The sequence below is a fragment of the Pseudoxanthomonas helianthi genome (assembly GCF_017939625.1).
In the GTDB taxonomy this organism is placed as follows: domain Bacteria; phylum Pseudomonadota; class Gammaproteobacteria; order Xanthomonadales; family Xanthomonadaceae; genus Pseudoxanthomonas_A; species Pseudoxanthomonas_A helianthi.
In genome coordinates, this window is sequence record NZ_JAGKTC010000002.1 from 488627 (window position 1) to 507399 (window position 18773).

General features: G+C 66.2%; 18 protein-coding genes. 14 read left to right on the forward strand and 4 right to left on the reverse strand.

Features of this window, described 5'->3' with window-relative positions:
• The first annotated feature begins 371 nt into the window (after window positions 1-371).
• From rpsM to J5837_RS10070, 9 genes are all read left to right on the forward strand, one after another.
• Window positions 372-728, forward strand: coding sequence for a 30S ribosomal protein S13 (gene rpsM, locus J5837_RS10030; protein WP_210536616.1), 357 nt, complete (start codon window positions 372-374; stop codon window positions 726-728).
• Window positions 729-740: 12 nt separating this feature from the next.
• Window positions 741-1133, forward strand: coding sequence for a 30S ribosomal protein S11 (rpsK, locus tag J5837_RS10035; protein ID WP_093289967.1), 393 nt, complete (start codon window positions 741-743; stop codon window positions 1131-1133).
• A 15-nt stretch (window positions 1134-1148) separates the two neighbouring features.
• Window positions 1149-1775: a 30S ribosomal protein S4 gene (gene rpsD / locus J5837_RS10040; protein WP_210536617.1), complete on the forward strand. Its 627-nt coding sequence runs from the start codon at window positions 1149-1151 to the stop codon at window positions 1773-1775.
• A gap of 51 nt (window positions 1776-1826) precedes the next feature.
• On the forward strand, window positions 1827-2825 hold the full coding sequence (locus J5837_RS10045; protein ID WP_210536618.1) for a DNA-directed RNA polymerase subunit alpha: 999 nt from the start codon (window positions 1827-1829) through the stop codon (window positions 2823-2825).
• A gap of 292 nt (window positions 2826-3117) precedes the next feature.
• On the forward strand, window positions 3118-3489 hold the full coding sequence (gene rplQ / locus J5837_RS10050) for a 50S ribosomal protein L17 (RefSeq protein WP_210536619.1): 372 nt from the start codon (window positions 3118-3120) through the stop codon (window positions 3487-3489).
• A 321-nt stretch (window positions 3490-3810) separates the two neighbouring features.
• On the forward strand, window positions 3811-4326 hold the full coding sequence (locus J5837_RS10055; RefSeq protein WP_210536620.1) for a PadR family transcriptional regulator: 516 nt from the start codon (window positions 3811-3813) through the stop codon (window positions 4324-4326).
• A gap of 173 nt (window positions 4327-4499) precedes the next feature.
• The gene (locus tag J5837_RS10060; protein ID WP_210536621.1) at window positions 4500-5759 is read left to right on the forward strand and encodes an MFS transporter; all 1260 of its coding nucleotides are present in this window, start codon (window positions 4500-4502) and stop codon (window positions 5757-5759) included.
• Window positions 5760-5875: 116 nt separating this feature from the next.
• Complete coding sequence (locus J5837_RS10065) at window positions 5876-6379, forward strand: disulfide bond formation protein B (RefSeq protein WP_210536622.1); 504 nt, start codon at window positions 5876-5878, stop codon at window positions 6377-6379.
• A gap of 78 nt (window positions 6380-6457) precedes the next feature.
• Window positions 6458-7852, forward strand: coding sequence for a class II 3-deoxy-7-phosphoheptulonate synthase (locus J5837_RS10070; RefSeq protein WP_210536623.1), 1395 nt, complete (start codon window positions 6458-6460; stop codon window positions 7850-7852).
• 175 nt (window positions 7853-8027) lie between these two features.
• Here J5837_RS10070 and J5837_RS10075 read toward each other — a convergent pair whose 3' ends face one another.
• The 3 genes from J5837_RS10075 to typA all read right to left on the reverse strand — a co-directional run bounded on the left by J5837_RS10075 (window position 8028) and on the right by typA (window position 12032).
• Window positions 8028-9599 carry an amidase gene (locus J5837_RS10075; RefSeq protein ID WP_210537001.1) on the reverse strand — a complete coding sequence of 524 codons (1572 nt, stop codon included), beginning with the start codon at window positions 9597-9599 and terminating at the stop codon, window positions 8028-8030.
• A 77-nt stretch (window positions 9600-9676) separates the two neighbouring features.
• The gene (locus J5837_RS10080; protein ID WP_210536624.1) at window positions 9677-10150 is read right to left on the reverse strand and encodes a DUF2127 domain-containing protein; all 474 of its coding nucleotides are present in this window, start codon (window positions 10148-10150) and stop codon (window positions 9677-9679) included.
• Window positions 10151-10202: 52 nt separating this feature from the next.
• Entirely contained in the window at window positions 10203-12032 is a 1830-nt protein-coding gene (typA, locus tag J5837_RS10085; protein WP_210536625.1) for a translational GTPase TypA, read from the reverse strand.
• Window positions 12033-12137: 105 nt separating this feature from the next.
• Here typA and J5837_RS10090 point away from each other — a divergent pair, with 105 nt between their 5' ends.
• The 5 genes from J5837_RS10090 (at window position 12138) to prpC (ending at window position 18134) form a co-directional block, all read left to right on the forward strand.
• The gene (locus J5837_RS10090; RefSeq protein ID WP_210536626.1) at window positions 12138-12632 is read left to right on the forward strand and encodes a peptidylprolyl isomerase; all 495 of its coding nucleotides are present in this window, start codon (window positions 12138-12140) and stop codon (window positions 12630-12632) included.
• A gap of 84 nt (window positions 12633-12716) precedes the next feature.
• Window positions 12717-13703 carry a malate dehydrogenase gene (locus J5837_RS10095; RefSeq protein ID WP_210536627.1) on the forward strand — a complete coding sequence of 329 codons (987 nt, stop codon included), beginning with the start codon at window positions 12717-12719 and terminating at the stop codon, window positions 13701-13703.
• A gap of 132 nt (window positions 13704-13835) precedes the next feature.
• Window positions 13836-15740: a propionate--CoA ligase gene (gene prpE, locus J5837_RS10100; RefSeq protein ID WP_210536628.1), complete on the forward strand. Its 1905-nt coding sequence runs from the start codon at window positions 13836-13838 to the stop codon at window positions 15738-15740.
• Between the two features lie 126 nt (window positions 15741-15866).
• Entirely contained in the window at window positions 15867-16751 is an 885-nt protein-coding gene (gene prpB / locus J5837_RS10105; RefSeq protein ID WP_210536629.1) for a methylisocitrate lyase, read from the forward strand.
• A 216-nt stretch (window positions 16752-16967) separates the two neighbouring features.
• A complete protein-coding gene (gene prpC, locus J5837_RS10110; RefSeq protein ID WP_210536630.1) occupies window positions 16968-18134 on the forward strand; it encodes a bifunctional 2-methylcitrate synthase/citrate synthase in 1167 nt (388 codons plus the stop codon).
• 69 nt (window positions 18135-18203) lie between these two features.
• Here prpC and J5837_RS10115 read toward each other — a convergent pair whose 3' ends face one another.
• Window positions 18204-18659: a cell wall hydrolase gene (locus J5837_RS10115; protein ID WP_210536631.1), complete on the reverse strand. Its 456-nt coding sequence runs from the start codon at window positions 18657-18659 to the stop codon at window positions 18204-18206.
• Between the last annotated feature and the right edge of the window lie 114 nt (window positions 18660-18773).

The window sequence follows — 18773 nt, forward strand, 5'->3', positions numbered from 1 at the left end:
CGGCCCGCCTTGCGAGGATGTAGAATTCGAGGGGACGGGCCCTGGCCCGTCCAAAGTTCACCCGCCACCGGCCGTCCAGTGCTGGGGGCATTGATGGGCGACCTGCGCGGCGGTCTCGGGCGCAGGTGAGAATCGACCAGTCCCTGCGCAAGAGTAGCGCGGGCGGGGTCCCGGAAGGGGCGCCAGGCCGGTTCCGACGCCGGAGCATGGGCACACTCCCCATGCCGGGCAGGGATTCGTCTCCGGACGGGTTCGGGCTTCCATAACCCCCGGGATCTTGCTAAAATTTTGTGTTCACTCCGCCCGTATGCCGGGGCCCGCAAGGGTCCTGTGTCGCGTCCGGGCCAATCAACAGTTTGGAGAATCGCGTCATGGCGCGTATTGCAGGTGTCAACCTGCCTGCCCAGAAGCACGTCTGGGTGGGGCTGCAAAGCATCTACGGCATCGGCCGTACCCGTTCGAAGCAGGTCTGCGAAGCCGCAGGCGTGGCCTCGACCACCAAGATCCGCGACCTGTCCGAGCCGGAAGTCGAGCGCCTGCGCGCCGAAATCGGCAAGTACGTGGTCGAAGGCGACCTGCGTCGCGAAGTGGGCATGGCGATCAAGCGCCTGATGGACCTGGGCTGCTACCGCGGCCTGCGCCATCGTCGCGGCCTGCCGCTGCGCGGCCAGCGCACCCGCACAAACGCCCGTACCCGCAAGGGTCCGCGCAAAGCCATCAAGAAGTAAGGGGCGCATACCATGGCCAAGCCGGCAGCTGCCAAAGTCAAGAAGAAGATCAAGCGCGTCGTCACCGACGGCGTCGCCCACGTCCATGCTTCTTTCAACAACACCATCGTCACCATCACCGACCGCCAGGGCAACGCCCTGTCGTGGGCCACGTCGGGCGGTGCGGGCTTCCGCGGTTCGCGCAAGTCCACCCCGTTCGCCGCGCAGGTCGCCGCCGAGAAGGCGGGCCGCGCTGCGCTGGACTACGGCCTGAAGTCGCTGGAAGTGCGCATCAAGGGCCCGGGTCCGGGCCGTGAGTCGGCCGTGCGTTCGCTCAACAACGTCGGCTACAAGATCACCAACATCATCGACGTGACGCCGATCCCGCACAACGGGTGCCGTCCGCCGAAGAAGCGTCGCGTCTAAAGGAGCGATAAGACAATGGCACGTTATATCGGTCCTACCTGTAAGCTCGCGCGCCGCGAAGGCGCCGACCTGTCCCTGAAGAGCCCGGCGCGCGCGCTGGACTCGAAGTGCAAGCTGGAGCAGAAGCCCGGCCAGCACGGCGCCGCCCGCAAGGGCAAGCTGTCCGACTACGCCACCCAGCTGCGCGAGAAGCAGAAGGTGAAGCGCATCTACGGCCTGCTGGAGCGCCAGTTCCGCAACTACTACAAGAAGGCCAGCACCAAGAAGGGCAACACCGGCGAAAACCTGCTGCAGTTGCTGGAAACCCGCCTGGACAACGTCATCTACCGCATGGGCTTCGCCGTCACCCGTCCGTCGGCCCGCCAGCTGGTCTCGCACCGCGGCGTGCTGGTCAACGGCAAGCCGGTGAACCTGCCTTCGTACCAGGTCAAGGCCGGCGACGCGATCGAGCTGTCGGAAAAGGCCCAGAAGCAGCTGCGCGTGCAGGAGTCCCTGACCGTCGCGGAGCAGCTGGACCTGAGCCCGTCGTGGGTGGAAGTGGACGCCAAGAAGTTCAGCGGCGTGTTCAAGGCCGTGCCGGTGCGTTCCGACCTGCCCGCCGACATCAACGAAGCGCTGATCGTCGAGCTGTACTCGAAGTAATCCATTCACGCACCCCCGTCCCCCGCGGGGGGTTGCAGGAGACCAAGCTACATGACGGTTACCACTCAGCAGGTGCTGCGCCCGCGCGGCCCGCAAATCGAACGCATCACCGACAACCGCGCCAAGGTCGTGATCGAACCGCTGGAGCGCGGCTACGGCCACACCCTCGGCAACGCCCTGCGTCGCGTGCTGCTGTCGTCGATCCCCGGCTTCGCCATCACCGAGGTCGAAATCGACGGCGTGCTGCATGAGTACAGCACCATCGAAGGTCTGCAGGAAGACGTGCTGGAAGTGCTGTTGAACCTGAAGGATGTCGCCATCCGCATCCACACCGGCGACAGCGCCACGCTGACCCTCGGCAAGCAGGGTCCGGGCGTCGTCACCGCCGGCGACATCAAGACCGACCACAACGTCGAGATCCTCAATCCCGACCATGTGATCGCGCACCTGACCAAGGACACGGCGCTCAGCCTGCGCCTGAAGATCGAGCGTGGTTTCGGCTACCAGCCGGCCGCCGCCCGTCGTCGTCCGGATGAAGAGAGCCGCGCAATCGGCCGCCTGGTGCTGGACGCCTCGTTCTCGCCGGTCCGCCGCGTCGCCTACGCGGTGGAAGCCGCGCGCGTCGAGCAGCGCACCGACCTGGACAAGCTGGTGCTGGAAATCGAAACCAACGGCACGATCGATGCCGAGGAAGCCGTGCGCACCGCCGCCGACATTCTCACCGACCAGCTGTCGGTGTTCGGCGACTTCACCCATCGCGACCGCGGTGCGCCGAAGCAGGCCGCCAGCGGCGTCGACCCGGTGCTGCTGCGCCCGATCGACGACCTCGAGCTGACCGTGCGTTCGGCCAACTGCCTGAAGGCCGAGAGCATCTACTACATCGGCGACTTGATCCAGAAGACCGAAGTGGAACTGCTCAAGACCCCGAACCTCGGCAAGAAGTCGCTGACCGAGATCAAGGAAGTGCTGGCCCAGCGAGGCCTGTCGCTCGGCATGAAGCTGGAAAACTGGCCGCCGGCCGGCGTTTCGGCCCACGGCATGCTGGGGTGAGCAAGCGCGCCCAGCTGGTGCCGCATCGGCACCAGCTGAGCTTGCGAACGCCCGGCCATGGATGGACGGGAAGGGCTCCCCGGAGCCCAAGTTGCAGCGCCATGGACGGCACGATGATGTAACCGAAGCAGTACGCAACACCATCGCCGACGAACCGAAGTTCGCGGCGCGTCCGGCCAGGGAGGCCGGTCAAGGACCAGCGCAGTCCATCCGCTCCGATCAACGAGCACAACGCCACGATGGCGACAACGAAGTCCAACGCCACAACATTCATTCGTAAGGAACCATTCCCATGCGCCACCAGAAATCCGGCCGCAAGTTCAGCCGCACCAGCTCGCATCGCGATGCGATGTTCACCAACATGGCCGCTTCGCTGATCAAGCATGGCCTGATCCGCACCACCCTGCCCAAGGCCAAGGAACTGCGCCGCGTCGCCGAGCCGCTGATCACCCTGGCCAAGGTCGACGGCGTCGCCAACCGCCGCCTGGCGTTCTCGCGCCTGCGCGACAAGGAAGCGGTCGGCACCCTGTTCACCACCCTGGGTCCGCGCTACGCCACCCGTCCGGGCGGTTACCTGCGCATCCTGAAGTGCGGCTTCCGCGCCGGCGACAACGCGCCGATGGCATACGTCGAACTGGTCGACCGTCCGGAAGCGGCTGAATAAGCCAACGCTCGACCACGAATACCTTCGAAACCCCGGCGCATGCCGGGGTTTCGCGTTTCAGGCCGCCGAGAAAGCCGACGTGGGGAAGGGTTGACAGAATATCTTTAGATATATATCTTAAGAAATATCTTAAGGCACTTAAGGAGTGTCGCGATGTTTCGAGGATTCCACCGGCATTTTCGCCATTTCCATGCCGACGCCGACCTTTCCGCGCAGGCTCCCCATTGTTTCGCCCACGGACGTGAGCGCGGAGGCGGACGGGGCGGCTTCGATCCCGGAAGAGGGTTCCCCGGCGGGTTCGGAGGTTTTGGCGGCGGCGGCATGCCCCGCGGTCGCAAGTTCAGCGCCGACGACCTGCAATTGCTGCTGCTGGCGCTGCTGGAGGAAGAGCCGCGCCATGGCTACGAGCTCATCAAGGCTTTGCAGGCCCGTTCCAACGGGTTCTACAGCCCCAGCCCCGGCATGGTCTATCCGTCGCTGACCTATCTGGAAGAACTGGGCCACGTGACCGTCGAGGCGGAAGGCAATCGCAAGCGCTATGCCCTGGCCGACGGGGGCCGCGAACACCTGGCCGCCCGTCGCGCACGCGTGGACGCCATGTGGGCCAAGCTCAACCACATCGCGGCGAAGATGGATTCGGTGCGCCGCGCGTTTTCCGGCGAAGACCTGTCCGAGGCCAGCGAAGGCGGCTGGTTGCCGGAGCTGGCGCAGGCCCGTCGCGCGCTGAAGACCGCATTGTTCCGCCGCCACGACCTGAGCGCCGACGAACAACGCCGTATTGCCGCGATCCTGCAGCGTGCGGCGCGGGAAATCGAAGGCGAGGGTGGGGCGCGCTGATCGCTGCGCCATCCGCAAAGAGAAGACGTTAAACCCGCGACAGGCCACAGGCGCGGGCCGGGCTTTCGCAAGCGAAAGGCCGGAGACAACCGCAGGCTGCCGGGATCCGCTTGCGCTCCGCGCCCGCGAGCGAACGCTCATCCAAGAAGAACAACAAGAGAAGACCGAACCGCATGTATTCCCTGAGCCAACCCCAAGAGCGCCGCCTGTTGTGGCTGCTGATGCTGACCCAGTTCACCCTCATCATGGATTTCATGGTGATGATGCCGCTGGGTCCGCAGATCATGCAGGCACTGCACGTGACACCGGCGCAATTCGCCGCCGCCGTGTCGGCGTATTCGATCTGTGCCGGTTTGTCCGGCCTGCTGGCGGCGACCTACGTCGACCGCTTCGACCGGCGCAAGCTGCTGCTGGCCATGTATGCGCTGTTCGCGCTGTCCAACCTGGCCTGCGCGCTGGCCAACAGTTATGCGTTGCTGCTGGCGTCGCGCGCGTTCGCCGGCATCAGCGGCGGCGTGCTTGGCTCTATCGTCATGGCCATCATCGCCGACGTGGTGCCCGCGCAGCGGCGCGGCGCGGCCACCGGCACGGTGATGACGGCATTCGCCATCGCTTCGGTGCTGGGCGTGCCGGTGGGCGTGTTGCTAGGTGCGCACTTCCACTGGTCCGCGCCGTTCTGGTTGCTGGTGGTTTTGTCGGCCGGCGTCTGGATGGCCGCGGCGCGCATCGTGCCGGCGCTGAACCAGCATTTGTCGAATACGCCCATGCCCCTGTCACAGGCCCTGCCCAACCTGTTCAAGTTGTTCGCCAACACGCGCCACCTCAACGCCTTGGCATTGACGTTCATGCTGGTGGTGTCGCAGATGCTGGTGATTCCCTTCATTTCGCCTGTGCTGGTGGCCAACCACGGGATCGCTCCCGCGCAGATTTCGTGGATGTACATGGCCGGCGGCGTCGCGGCGTTCTTCAGTTCGCGGTGGATCGGCGGGCTCGCCGACCGGTATGGCAAGCAGCGTGTGTTCCGCATCATGGTGGCGGTGTCGCTGCTGCCCGCGTTGTTGATGACCCATCTGCCGACAGTGGCGGGTTTCGTGTTCATGCTGCTGTTCTTCCCGGTGTTCATGGTCGCGATGAGCGGACGCATGGTGCCGCTGCAGGCCCTGCAGACCACGGTGCCGCAGCCCGCGCAACGCGGCGCCTACCTCAGCGCGCACAGCGCGGTGCTCTCGCTGGGCACCGGTCTGGGCGCATGGTTGGGCGGTCTGCTGGTCAGCGCCGACGCGGGCGGCCATCTGGTCGGCTACGGCACGGCGGGCTGGGTGGCGGTGACGTTGGCGCTGGGTGCGGCGTGGTGGGTGGGCCGGGTCGTGCCGGCGGATGCGTCGCCGATCGCGGAGCTGCCGAAGTCGGCGGTGCAGGGCGAAGCGGGCTGACGCCGGCACCGAGGATGCGCATGCCGCTTCGGCGATGGTCGCGGAACTCGCTTTGCGAATCGCGGTCCATGCCCGACATCGGCTAAATTAGCGCCATCCTTTCCATGCCCCGTGCCATGAATCCTTTCCGCTGGTCGTTCCGCGCGCAGTTCCTGCTGGGTTTCCTCGTCTGCGTCGCGTTGCTGGGCTATGCGCTGTTCGTGCAGTTCGTGCAGAAGATCGAACCGTGCCCGTTCTGCATCTTCCAGCGCATCGCCTTTGCCGCGGCGGCGGTGTTCTTCCTTCTCGGCGCGCTGCATGGCCCGACGAGCGTGGGCGGACGCCGCACCTACGGCGTGTTGGCTTTTCTCGCTGCGGCAACCGGCGTCGGCATCGCCGGGCGCCATGTATGGGTGCAGGTGTTCCCGCCGGCGATGCCCAGCTGCGGGCCGGGCTGGGATTACCTGGTCGAGACCAGCACCTGGCTGGGGGTGGTGCGCAAAGTGCTGAGCGCGAAGGGCGACTGCAGCACCATCGACTGGAGCTTCCTCGGTTTGTCGATGCCGATGTGGAGCCTGGTCTGGTTCGTCGCGCTGGCGCTGTGGGCGCTGTACGCCGGCTTCAAGGCGCGCCGTTCCTAAGCGGGCCTGTTGCACCCGTAACCAAAGTTTCTTGCGTCGCAGCAATCTGGCAACATGGCGGGCCCCGAGGAGTCCGTCATGAGCAGTCCCGAACGCAATCTGCGCGCCGTCAATCTTCCCGCCGACTGGTCGCCGGCGTCGTGGCGTTCGCGCCCGGCGTTGCAGATGCCGACTTATCCGGATGCAGCCGCGCTGGAATCGGCGCTGGGCGAATTGCGCCAGTTGCCGCCGCTGGTCACTTCGTGGGAAATCTTCTCGCTGAAGCAGCAACTGGCCGAAGCGCAGGAGGGCAAACGCTTCCTGTTGCAGGGCGGCGACTGCGCGGAGAATTTCAGCGACTGCGAATCCGGCCTGATCACCAACCGGCTGAAGGTGCTGCTGCAGATGAGCCTGGTGCTGGTGCACGGCCTGCGCCTGCCCGTGGTGCGCGTCGGCCGCTTCGCCGGACAGTACGCCAAGCCGCGTTCCGCCGACACCGAGACGCGCGACGGCGTGACCCTGCCGAGCTATCGCGGCGACCTGGTCAACCAGCCGGAGTTCACCGCCGAAGCGCGCGTGCCCGATCCGCGCCGGATGATCAAGGCGCATGCGCGTTCGGCGATGACGATGAACTTCGTCCGCGCGCTGATCGATGGCGGCTTCGCCGACCTGCACCATCCCGAATACTGGAACCTGAGCTGGATGGACTACTCGCCTAACGCCGGCGAGTACCAGCAGATGGTCAATTCGATCGGCGACGCGGTGCGCTTCATGGAGACGTTGTCCGGCTCGGAAGTGCACAACCTCAACCGCATCGACTTCTACACCTCGCACGAAGCGCTGCTGTTGCCGTACGAGGAAGCGCTGACCCGTGAAGTGCCGCGGCAGTGGGGCTGGTTCAACCTCAGCACGCATTATCCGTGGATCGGCATGCGCACCGCGGCGGTCGACGGCGCGCACGTCGAGTACCTGCGTGGCGTGCGCAACCCGATCGCGTTGAAGGTCGGCCCGTCGGTGAACCCCGACCAGTTGCTGCGCCTGATCGACATCCTCAATCCGGACGACGAACCCGGCCGGCTGACCTTCATCCACCGCATGGGTGCGGCGCAGATCGCCGAAAAGCTGCCGCCGTTGCTGGAGGCGGTGAAGCGCGACGGGCGCCGCGTGCTGTGGGTCTGCGATCCGATGCACGGCAACACCGAGAGCACCTCCAACGGCTACAAGACGCGCCGCTTCGATAACGTCCGCGGCGAAGTGGAGCAGTCGTTCGATCTGCACGCGGCCGCCGGCACGCGCCTGGGCGGCGTGCACCTGGAGCTGACCGGCGAGGACGTGACCGAATGCACCGGCGGCGCGCGCGAATTGACGGATGCCGACCTGGAACGCGCCTATCGCTCCACCGTCGATCCGCGGCTCAACTACGAGCAGTCGCTGGAGATCGCGATGTCGATCGTGCGCAAGCAGAACCAGCGCACGGCCGCGACGGCGCGCTGAATCTTTCTTGTAGAGCCGAGCTTGCTCGGCTGCTCTTGCAATGGACTTTGTAGAAGCCGGGCTTGTCCCGGCTTGCTTTTTGCCGTTCGCTACGAAGACCAGAAGCGTGCCGGGACAAGCCCGGCACCTACAGAAAGCGAGTGCAGCCGAGCAAGCTCGGCTCTACAAAACGCGGTCAGTGCTTGTCCAGGCTCGGCCGATATTCCGGCGGTTTGCGCGCGCGGGTCAGCTGTTCGTAGGCGTAGCCCAAGCTGATCAGCCGGGGTTCGCTCCATGCCGTGCCGATGAACACCACGCCCAGCGGCAATCCGTTGCGGCTGCTGCCCATCGGCACGGTCAGGCTGGGATAACCCGCGACGGCCGCAGCACCGTAACCGGCGCCGGGAAAGCGGTCGCCGTGGGCCAGGTCGGTCGGCCAGGCAGCGCCGGTGGCCGGCGCGATCAGCGCGTCCAGTTGCTGCGCCTTCAACGCGGCGTCGATGCCTTCCGGTCCGGCCAGTCGCCGGGCGCGGTTGCGCGCGGTGGTGTATTCCGGATCGCTGAGTTCGCCCTTGGCCTGGGCCTGTTCGAACAGGTCCTGGCCGAACCACGGCATTTCGGTGTCGGCATTGCGCTGGTTGAATGCGATCAGTTCTTCCAGCGAGCGAACCGGTGCCGAATGCGAAGCGAGGTAGCGGTTCAAGCCGGACTTGAATTCGTACAGCAGCAGGACGAGTTCGTCGGCATCCCACTGGCCGTCGGTGGGGATCTCCGCATCGACCACGGTGGCGCCGGCATCGCGCATCACCTTGATCGCCGCCTCCATCGCGGCGCCGGCGTCGGGATCGACCGCGAACTTGCTGCGCATCACCCCGATGCGCGCACCCTTCAGCGCGTCGGCCTGAAGCCGGGCAGGGTAGTCGAGCGTGGCATTCCACGCGGCGCGGGAGGTGGCCGGGTCGTTGTCGTCTCGACCGGCCAGCACGCCCAACAGCACGGCAGCATCGGCGACGCTGCGGGTCATTGGGCCTGCGGTGTCCTGGCTATAGGAAATCGGAATGATGCCGCTGCGGCTGACCAGGCCGACGGTCGGCTTCAACCCGACCAGGCCGTTGAGCGCCGACGGACAAATAATGCTGCCGTCGGTCTCGGTGCCGATAGCGGCAGCGGCCAGGTTGGCCGAAACCGCGACCGCGCTGCCGGCGCTGGAACCGCAGGCGTTGTGGTCGAGCACGTAGGGGTTGTGGGTCAGGCCGCCGCGCGCGCTCCAGCCCGAGGTCGAATGGCTGGAACGGATGTTGGCCCATTCGCTGAGGTTGGTCTTGCCGAGGATCACCGCCCCGGCCTGGCGCAGGCGTCGCACCAGGAAAGCGTCTTCCTTCGGCCGGAAATCCTTCAGGGCCAGCGAGCCGGCGGAATTGACCATCGGCACCGCGTCGATGTTGTCCTTCAGCAGGACCGGAATGCCGTGCAACGGCCCCAGCGCCTTGCCCGCCTTGCGTTCGGCGTCGCGCAACGCGGCTTCGCGCAAGGCGGCGGGGTTCAGTTCGATCACCGAGTTCAGCTTCGGCCCATTGCGGTCGATGGCGGCGATGCGGTCGAGGTAGGCCTGGGTCAGCGTGCGGCTATCCAGTTCGCCGCGCTGCATGCGCGCCTGCAGGTCGACGATGTCGAGTTCGGCGTACGGGAAGTCGTTGTGTGAGGCGCTGGAGGGAGCCTGGGGCTTGCAAGCGCACAGGGCCAGGGTTGCGAGCAGCAGCCATCGCATCTTCATCGTCTTGGTTCCGCGGCAATCGGACGGCGCAGGCTAACCAGCCGCCGCGACGCTTGCAACGCGGCGCGGGTTCAGCCGTTGCGGCGACGGAACAGGTCGCGCGCCAGGATCGCGACGACCAGCACGTTGACGATCACCACGGCCCAGGTGTGCCAGCCGCGGTGGTGGTACAGGGCGAAGCCATCCAGGGGCAGGTAGGCGGCGGTGCCGATGCAGCCCAGCCACGAGGCCCAGGCCTTGGCCCGCCACAGGCCCCAGGCCTCGGCGATGCGTAACGCCGCGTACAACATCACCACGACCACGGCCAGGTGCACGGCGCCGGGGTTGACCGCGTGCAACAGGGTCGGCAGCGCGCCGTGGTTCGGGTCGAGATTGAAGCGGGCGATCAGCTGATGGATCACCCGGCGGATCGAATCCGGTCCGAACACTTCCAGGCTCGCCGCGGCGACCACCGCCAGCAGTCCCTTCAGCAGCTCGAACACCGCCAGCACGTGCAGGCCCGGATGCGCGTGCGGATCCGGGTTGTAGGGTCTGTCGTGCGACATGGAAGCGGGTCCAGCGAGGAAGTCAGGACAGACCGGGCGTGGCCGCGGAAGTTCAGGCGGCGCGGCTGGCGCGCTTGCGGTCGCTTTCCAGCAGGAACTTCTTGCGCAGGCGGATTTCCTTCGGCGTGACTTCCACCAGCTCGTCGTCCTCGATGAAGTCCAGCGCCTGCTCAAGCGTGTACTTGATCGCCGGGGTCAGCTTGATCGCGTCGTCCTTGCCCGAGGCGCGCATGTTGGTCAGCGGCTTGGTCTTGATCGCGTTGACGGTCAGGTCGTTGTCCTTGGAGTGGATGCCGACCAGCTGGCCTTCGTAGACGTTGTCGCCTTCGGCGGCGAACAGGCGGCCGCGTTCCTCGAGCGGGCCCAGCGCATAGGCGGGGGTCACGCCCGGCGCGTTGGCGATCATCACGCCGTTCGGGCGCTTGGCGATGGCGCCTTGTTCCTTCGGGCCGTAATGGTCGAACACGTGGAACAGCAGGCCCGAGCCCTGGGTCAGGGTGCGGAATTCGTTCTGGAAGCCGATCAGGCCGCGCGCCGGGATTTCATAGTCCAGGCGCACCCGGCCCTTGCCGTCGGATTCCATGTTCTTCAGCTGCGCCTTGCGGATGCCCAGCTTCTCCATGACGCCGCCCTGGTGGATTTCCTCCACGTCGACGACGAGCTGCTCGATCGGCTCCATCAGCTGGCCGTCGACTTCCTTGATGATCACTTCGGGACGCGACACGGCCAGTTCGTAGCCCTCGCGGCGCATGTTCTCGATCAGCACCGACAGGTGCAGTTCGCCGCGGCCGCTGACCAGGAATTTGTCGGCGTCTTCGAGCTGTTCGACCTTCAGCGCCACGTTGTGCACGGTCTCGCGCTCGAGGCGGTCCTTCAGCTGGCGGCTGGTCAGGAACTTGCCGCCCGACAGGTCCTTGTTGCCGGCGAACGGCGAGTTGTTGACCTGGAAGGTCATGCTGATGGTCGGCTCGTCGACGGTCAGCGCCGGCAGCTGCTCGGGGAAATCCAGCGCGCAGACGGTGTCGGAGATGGTCAGTTCCTGGATGCCGGAAATGGCCACGATGTCGCCGGCCTCGGCGGTGTCCTGTTCGATGCGCTCCAGGCCCATGAAGCCCAGCACCTGCAGCACCTTGCCCTGGCGCTTGTTGCCGTTGCGGTCGATCACCGCCACCGGCATGTTCTTCTTCAGCGTGCCGCGCTGGATGCGGCCGATGCCGATCACGCCGACGAAGCTGTTGTAGTCCAGCTGCGAGATGCGCATCTGGAACGGGCCTTCCGGGTCCACGTCGGGCATCGGCGCGTGCTGCATGATCGCTTCGTACAGCGGGGTCATGTCGCCGCTGCGCGCTTCCGGGTCCAGGCTGGCATAGCCGTTCAGGGCGGAGGCGTAGACGATCGGGAAATCCATCTGCTCGGCGGTCGCACCGAGGCGGTCGAACAGGTCCCACACCTGTTCCACCACCCATTCCGGACGCGCGCCGGGACGGTCGATCTTGTTGACCACCACGACCGGCTTGAAACCCATGGCGAAGGCCTTCTGGGTCACGAAGCGGGTCTGCGGCATCGGGCCGTCCATCGCGTCGACCAGGATCAGCACGGTGTCCACCATCGACAGCACGCGCTCCACCTCGCCGCCGAAGTCGGCGTGTCCGGGGGTGTCGACGATGTTGATGCGGTTGCCCCGCCAGGTGATGGCGGTGTTCTTGGCCAGGATGGTGATGCCGCGTTCCTTTTCCTGGTCGTTGCTGTCCATCACCCGCTCGGCCAGCACGGTGCGTTCGCTGAGGGTGCCGGACTGCTTCAGCAGGCAGTCGACGAGGGTGGTCTTGCCGTGGTCGACGTGGGCGACGATGGCGATGTTGCGCAGGTTCTGGATGGACATGGGAAAGGCGCGGGCGGGCCGCGCGGGCAGGCAGTGGGGAATGGGGCGTATTATAGCCGGCTGGGTCCGCCAATCGGGCCATCCCCCACCGAATCCGGAGCGAAAATGTCCCTTTACGCCACCTTCAACACCTCGCGCGGCCCGATCAAGGTCGAACTGCTCGCCGACAAGGCCCCGCTGACCGTGGCCAATTTCGTCAACCTGGCCCAGCGCGGCTTCTACAACGGCCTGAACTTCCACCGGGTCATCGCCGATTTCATGATCCAGGGCGGCTGCCCCGAGGGCTCCGGCCGCGGCGGCCCGGGCTACCGTTTCGAGGACGAAACCCGCAACGGCGTCGCCCACGAGCGCGGCGTGCTGTCGATGGCCAACGCCGGCCCCAACACCAACGGCAGCCAGTTCTTCATCACCCACATCAAGACCGACTGGCTGGACGGCAAGCACACCGTGTTCGGCAAGGTCGTGGAAGGCCTGGACGTGGTCGATGCGGTCAAGCAGGGCGACCTGATCGAGTCGGTGGTCATCGAGGGCGACGCCGCGCCGGTGCTGGCCGCAAATGCCGACCGCGTGGCCGAGTGGAACCGCATCCTCGGCGCCTGACCCGCGCGGCGGGGTAAAATCCGCCGGCTGCTCCCCGTATCCAGGACGCGTGAACGCGCCCGTATTTCCCCTCTGGAGAAACAGATGAAAGCTCCCGTTCGTGTTGCCGTGACCGGCGCCGCCGGCCAGATCGGCTATTCGCTGCTGTTCCGCATCGCCTCCGGCGAAATGCTGGGCAAGGACCAGCCGGTGATCCTGCAGCTGCTGGAACTGCCGATCGACAAGGCCCAGGCCGCGCTGAAGGGCGTGATGATGGAGCTGGAGGACTGCGCGTTCCCGCTGCTGGCCGGCATGGTCGGCACCGACGATGCCGAGGTCGCGTTCAAGGACGCCGATATCGCCCTGCTGGTCGGCGCGCGTCCGCGCGGGCCGGGCATGGAGCGCAAGGACCTGCTGCTGGAGAACGCCAAGATCTTCACCGCCCAGGGCGCCGCGCTGAACAAGGTCGCCAGCCGCAACGTCAAGGTGCTGGTGGTCGGCAACCCGGCCAACACCAACGCCTACATCGCGATGAAGTCGGCGCCGGACCTGCCGGCGAAGAACTTCACCGCGATGCTGCGCCTGGACCACAACCGCGCGCTGAGCCAGCTCGCCGCCAAGGCCGGGGTCGCCGTCGGCGATATCGAGAAGCTGATCGTGTGGGGCAACCACAGCCCGACCATGTATCCGGACTACCGCTTCGCCACCGTCGGCGGCCAGTCGCTGAAGGACAAGATCAACGACGCCGACTGGAACGCCAACACCTTCATCCCGCAGGTCGGCAAGCGCGGCGCGGCGATCATCGAAGCGCGCGGCCTGTCGTCGGCCGCTTCGGCCGCCAACGCCGCCATCGACCATATCCGCGACTGGGTGCTGGGCAGCAACGGCAAGTGGGTGACCATGGGCGTGCCCTCGGACGGCAGCTACGGCATCCCGGAAGGCGTGATGTACGGCGTGCCGGTGACCACCGCCAATGGCGAATACACCCGCGTCGAGGGCCTGCCGATCGACGACTTCAGCCGTGCGGCGATGGACAAGACCCTGGCCGAACTGGAAGAAGAGCGTTCCGGCGTGGCGCACCTGCTGGGCTGATCCGAGGTTCGACGCTTCCACGAAAAACGCCGGCTTGCCCGGCGTTTTTCTTTGGGTAAGACCAAGGTCGCAAGGCTGCCGGAAGCGCTTGGGCCTATGCTGGCCGCCGGGCATCGCGGGTCGGAGGCGGTCGTGGGCTACGAAGAAACCTATCGTCGTTCCATCGAACAACCAGAAGCGTTCTGGGCCGAGGAAGCGCGTGCCATCCACTGGCACAAGCCGCCGCAAAGGATCCTCGACTACTCGAATCCACCGTTTCGCCAATGGTTCGTCGGCGGCGAAACCAACCTCTGCTACAACGCGGTGGACCGGCACCTGGCCGAACGCGCCGACCAGCTGGCGCTGGTCGCCATCTCGACCGAAACCGACACCACCCGCGAGATCTCATACCGCGAACTGCATCGCGAGGTGAACGCCTTCGCCGCGGTGCTGAAGAAGCTCGGCGTCGGTCGCGGCGACCGCGTGGTGATCTACATGCCGAACATGGCCGAAGCGGTATTCGCGATGCTGGCCTGCGCACGGATCGGCGCGGTCCATTCCGTCGTGTTCGGCGGCTTCGCTGCGCACAACTTGGCCCTGCGCATCGACGACGCGCAACCGAAGCTGCTGATCGCCGCCGACGCCGGCAGCCGCGGCGGCAAGGTCATTCCGTACAAGCCGCTGGTCGATGAGGCCTGCGCCAAGGCGCAAACGCCGCCGCCGAAGGTGCTGATAGTTTCGCGCGGGCTGGATCCGGCCGAGCCGAAGGTCGCAGGTCGCGACGTCGACTACGCCGCATTGCGCGCGGAAGTCGGCGACGCGGAGGTACCGGTCGAATGGCTGGAATCGAACGAACCCAGCTACCTGCTCTACACCTCCGGCACCACCGGCAAACCGAAAGGCGTGCAGCGCGACGTCGGCGGTTACGCCGTGGCGATGGCGTTGTCGATGCGCACGGTGTTCGATGTCGGCGCGGGGCAGGTGATGTTCTCCACCTCCGACGTCGGCTGGGCGGTAGGCCATTCGTACAACGTGTACGGGCCGTTGATCGTCGGCGCGACCTCGCTGCTGTACGAGGGCCTGCCGATCGCGCCCGACGCGGGCATCTGGTGGTCGCTGTGCGAGAAGTACGGCGTGCGCACGATGTTCTCCTCGCCGACCGCGATCCGCGTGCTGAAGAAGCACGATGTATCGTTCATCCGCGACCATGATCTGTCTAGGCTGCGATACCTGTTCCTGGCCGGCGAACCGCTGGACGAACCGACCGCCCAGTGGATCCACGATGCGTTGGGCGACAAGCACGTCATCGACAACTACTGGCAGACCGAGACCGGCTGGCCGGCGCTGACCTTGTTGCCGGGACTGGACATGAAGCCGGTGAAGTTCGGTTCGCCCGGTTTTCCCAATCTCGGTTACGCGATGAAGATCATCGACGAAAACAGCGGCGCGGAGGTGGGACCGGGCGAGAAGGGCGTGCTGGTGATGCAGCCGCCACTGCCGCCGGGCTGCATGACCACGATCTGGGGCGACGACGCGCGTTTCGTCGCGAGCTATTTCAGCCACTTCAGGGAACTGCTGTACAGCTCGCTGGACTGGGCGATCCGCGACGCCGACGGCTACACCTTCATCCTCGGCCGTACCGACGATGTGATCAACGTCGCCGGCCATCGCCTCGGCACCCGCGAAATCGAGGAGTCGGTGTCGTCGTATCCGGCGGTCGCCGAAGCGGCGGTGATCGGCGTCAACGACGAACTCAAAGGCCAGGTGCCGGTGGTGTTCGCCACGTTGCGCCAGGCCACCGAAGCCGCCGATGCGCGCGCTGCCGCGGCCGACGGCATGCGCCTGACGGTCGAACGGAACCTGGGCGCGCTGGCGCGACCGGCACGCGTGTACATCGTCAATGCGTTGCCGAAGACGCGGTCCGGCAAGTTGTTGCGGCGTTCGTTACAGGCGCTGGCGCAAGGTTCCGATCCGGGCGATCTGTCGACGCTGGACGATCCGAACGCGCTGGAGGAAGTCAGGCAGGCGTTGCAACGCGGCCCCGAGGCGGGCAGTTGATCCGCCGCACGGGACCTTTCCCGTCGGATTCGGCGGCCCTGTGGCCTTGGCGCGCCATGGCGTTCCTAGAGGTGCTCCATTGGTCTGCGTTAAAATGGAACGATTACCCATGAACCGGGGCGTCGCATGACCCAACCGCAATCCGCCGGCGCGAAGTTCCGCGCCGCGCTCGCCGCCGAGAAGCCCTTGCAGGTGATCGGCGCGATCAACGCCAACCATGCGCTGTTGGCCCGGCGCGCCGGCTACCGCGCGATCTACCTGTCCGGCGGTGGTGTCGCTGCGGGTTCGCTCGGCCTGCCGGACCTGGGCATCAACACGCTGGACGACGTACTGATCGACGTACGTCGCATCACCGACGTCTGCGACCTGCCGTTGATGGTCGACATCGACACTGGCTTCGGTCCCAGCGCGTTCAACATCGAGCGCACGGTCAAGTCGCTGATCAAGGCCGGCGCGGCTGCGTGCCACATCGAGGACCAGGTCGGCGCCAAGCGTTGCGGCCATCGGCCGGGCAAGGAGATCGTCTCCGCCGGCGAAATGGCCGACCGGGTCAAGGCGGCGGCGGATGCGAAGACCGATCCGGATTTCTTCCTGATCGCACGCACCGATGCGATCCAGGTCGAAGGCGTCGAGGCGGCGATCGAACGCGCCATCGCCTGCGTCGAGGCCGGCGCCGACGGCATCTTCGCCGAGGCCGCCTACGACCTGCCGACCTACCAGCGCTTCGTCGACGCGGTGAAGGTGCCGGTGCTGGCCAACATCACCGAATTCGGCAAGACCCCGCTGTTCACCCGCGACGAACTGGCTTCGGTCGGCGTGGCGATCCAGTTGTATCCGCTATCCGCCTTCCGCGCCGCGAACAAGGCAGCCGAGGCCGTATACACGGCGATCCGCCGCGACGGCCACCAGCAGAACGTGGTCGATTCGATGCAGACGCGCGAAGAGCTGTACGACCGCATCGGCTACCACGCCTTCGAACAGAAGCTCGACGCACTGTTCGCGAAGAAATGACCGCAGTACGCATGCCTTTGCTGGCGGAATGGTCGGCCGGCGGGCCGGGCACGGCGCGTGCCCTGTCCGGTTCCCCCTCCGGCGCGTGCTGTCGCGGCTTTGCGGCCGCTTCACCGAAGCAAACGCATCCGGGCCGCCCGGTCGGCCATCGCCGATGACCGCCGCGTTCCGCGCGGACGTGGCGAACGAACAAGACACGATCCAGGAGACCTGACGATGAGCGAGACAAATCCTGCCACCGCTTCCGCCGGCGCGTTCAAGCCGAAGAAGTCCGTCGCCCTGTCCGGCACCGCCGCCGGCAACACCGCGCTGTGCACGGTCGGTCGTACCGGCAACGACCTGCACTACCGCGGCTACGACATCCTCGACCTGGCCACCACCAGCGAGTTCGAGGAGATCGCCCACCTGCTGGTGCACGGCAAGCTGCCGAACCAGGCCGAACTGCGTGCGTACAAGGCCAAGCTGAAGGCGTTGCGTGGCATCCCGGCGGCGGTCAAGGCCGCGCTGGAGGAACTGCCGCCGTCGGCCCACCCGATGGACGTGATGCGCACCGCCGTGTCGGTGCTGGGCTGCATGTCGCCGGAAAAGGACGACCACAACCATCCGGGCGCGCGCGATATCGCCGACAAGCTGATGGCGTCGTTGGGTTCGATGCTGCTGTACTGGTACCACTGGAGCCACAACGGCAAGGTTCTCGACGTCGAGACCGACGACGACAGCATCGGCGGCCACTTCCTGCACCTGCTGCACGGCGAGCCGCCGCCGGAATCGTGGGTGCGCGCGATGCACACCTCGCTGATCCTGTACGCCGAGCACGAGTTCAACGCATCGACGTTCACCGCGCGGGTCATCGCCGGTACCGGCAGCGACATGCATTCGTGCATCGCCGGTGCGATCGGCGCGCTGCGCGGGCCCAAGCACGGCGGCGCCAACGAGGTCGCGTTCGAAGTGCAGAAACGCTACGAAACGCCGGACGAGGCGGAAGCCGACATCAAGGCGCGGGTCGAGCGCAAGGAAGTGGTGATCGGTTTCGGCCACCCGGTCTACACGGTCGGCGATCCGCGCAACAAGGTGATCAAGCAGGTCGCAAGGGAACTGTCGGAGGAACAGCGGAACACCAAGATGTACGACATCGCCGAGCGGCTGGAAACGGTGATGTGGGACATCAAGAAGATGTTCCCGAACCTGGACTGGTTCAGCGCGGTCAGCTACCACATGATGGGCGTGCCGACGGCGATGTTCACCCCGCTGTTCGTGATCGCGCGGACCAGCGGCTGGAGCGCGCACGTGATCGAACAGCGCATCGACGGCAAGATCATCCGCCCCAGCGCGAACTACACCGGGCCGGAAGACCTCGAGTTCGTGCCGATCGAGAAGCGTTGATTCTCGCTGCGACACGCATGAAAAAGCCGCGCGACGCGCGGCTTTTTCTTTGCACACCGGCCGGACCGGTCAGCCGCGCGGGCGCAGCTTCTGCACGCGATAGAAAGTGTGGTCGCCGATGGTTGCCACCTGGTAGGCGTTGCGCCAGCTCGGGCTGGCGATGGCGTGGGCGGCGAAATGGCTGGCGCCCGGCACGATTTCCCTGCGCTGGCCCGGCGGCAACGCCCAGTTGCGTTCCGCGCCCAGCGCAACCTTGATCGAGGCGGCCCAGGCGTCGTCGTTCTTCAGCCGGGTATTGGCCGGGACCAGGGTTGGGGCGAACTGTTTGCGCGCAGTGACCACCTCGCACATCGAATCGCCCCACAGGCCGCTGTCGAGGCGGCGCAGGGCGACTTCGGCCACCGCCTGCTGGCCGCGCAGGGTCTGGTCGCGGGCTTCCAGGTACACGGTGGTGGAAAGGCACAAAGAATCGGCGGCCGGCTGCGGCAACACATGCGACAGCCATAGGATCCAGGCCAGTTTCATGGGAACTCCTTGCTTCGTCTTGCCCGCGTCCGCGTCTTCCCTGGTAACGCAGGGAAGGCCGTGGGTTGGACGCGTCTGGGGCGTTATGGGGAGGCAGCCTTCACACGGGCTGCC

Excerpts from the sequence above, each read along its gene's own strand:
- J5837_RS10060 (WP_210536621.1), top strand. The coding sequence starts at position 4,500 with ATGTATTCCCTGAGCCAACCCCAAGAGCGCCGCCTGTTGTGGCTGCTG.
- J5837_RS10080 (WP_210536624.1), bottom strand. The coding sequence starts at position 10,150 with ATGTCGCACGACAGACCCTACAACCCGGATCCGCACGCGCATCCGGGC.
- prpB (WP_210536629.1), top strand. The coding sequence starts at position 15,867 with ATGACCCAACCGCAATCCGCCGGCGCGAAGTTCCGCGCCGCGCTCGCC.
- J5837_RS10065 (WP_210536622.1), top strand. The coding sequence starts at position 5,876 with ATGAATCCTTTCCGCTGGTCGTTCCGCGCGCAGTTCCTGCTGGGTTTC.
- J5837_RS10075 (WP_210537001.1), bottom strand. The coding sequence starts at position 9,599 with ATGCGATGGCTGCTGCTCGCAACCCTGGCCCTGTGCGCTTGCAAGCCC.
- J5837_RS10090 (WP_210536626.1), top strand. The coding sequence starts at position 12,138 with ATGTCCCTTTACGCCACCTTCAACACCTCGCGCGGCCCGATCAAGGTC.
- J5837_RS10095 (WP_210536627.1), top strand. The coding sequence starts at position 12,717 with ATGAAAGCTCCCGTTCGTGTTGCCGTGACCGGCGCCGCCGGCCAGATC.
- prpC (WP_210536630.1), top strand. The coding sequence starts at position 16,968 with ATGAGCGAGACAAATCCTGCCACCGCTTCCGCCGGCGCGTTCAAGCCG.
- rpsD (WP_210536617.1), top strand. The coding sequence starts at position 1,149 with ATGGCACGTTATATCGGTCCTACCTGTAAGCTCGCGCGCCGCGAAGGC.
- rplQ (WP_210536619.1), top strand. The coding sequence starts at position 3,118 with ATGCGCCACCAGAAATCCGGCCGCAAGTTCAGCCGCACCAGCTCGCAT.
- J5837_RS10045 (WP_210536618.1), top strand. The coding sequence starts at position 1,827 with ATGACGGTTACCACTCAGCAGGTGCTGCGCCCGCGCGGCCCGCAAATC.
- J5837_RS10115 (WP_210536631.1), bottom strand. The coding sequence starts at position 18,659 with ATGAAACTGGCCTGGATCCTATGGCTGTCGCATGTGTTGCCGCAGCCG.
- typA (WP_210536625.1), bottom strand. The coding sequence starts at position 12,032 with ATGTCCATCCAGAACCTGCGCAACATCGCCATCGTCGCCCACGTCGAC.
- J5837_RS10055 (WP_210536620.1), top strand. The coding sequence starts at position 3,811 with ATGCCCCGCGGTCGCAAGTTCAGCGCCGACGACCTGCAATTGCTGCTG.
- rpsK (WP_093289967.1), top strand. The coding sequence starts at position 741 with ATGGCCAAGCCGGCAGCTGCCAAAGTCAAGAAGAAGATCAAGCGCGTC.
- rpsM (WP_210536616.1), top strand. The coding sequence starts at position 372 with ATGGCGCGTATTGCAGGTGTCAACCTGCCTGCCCAGAAGCACGTCTGG.
- J5837_RS10070 (WP_210536623.1), top strand. The coding sequence starts at position 6,458 with ATGAGCAGTCCCGAACGCAATCTGCGCGCCGTCAATCTTCCCGCCGAC.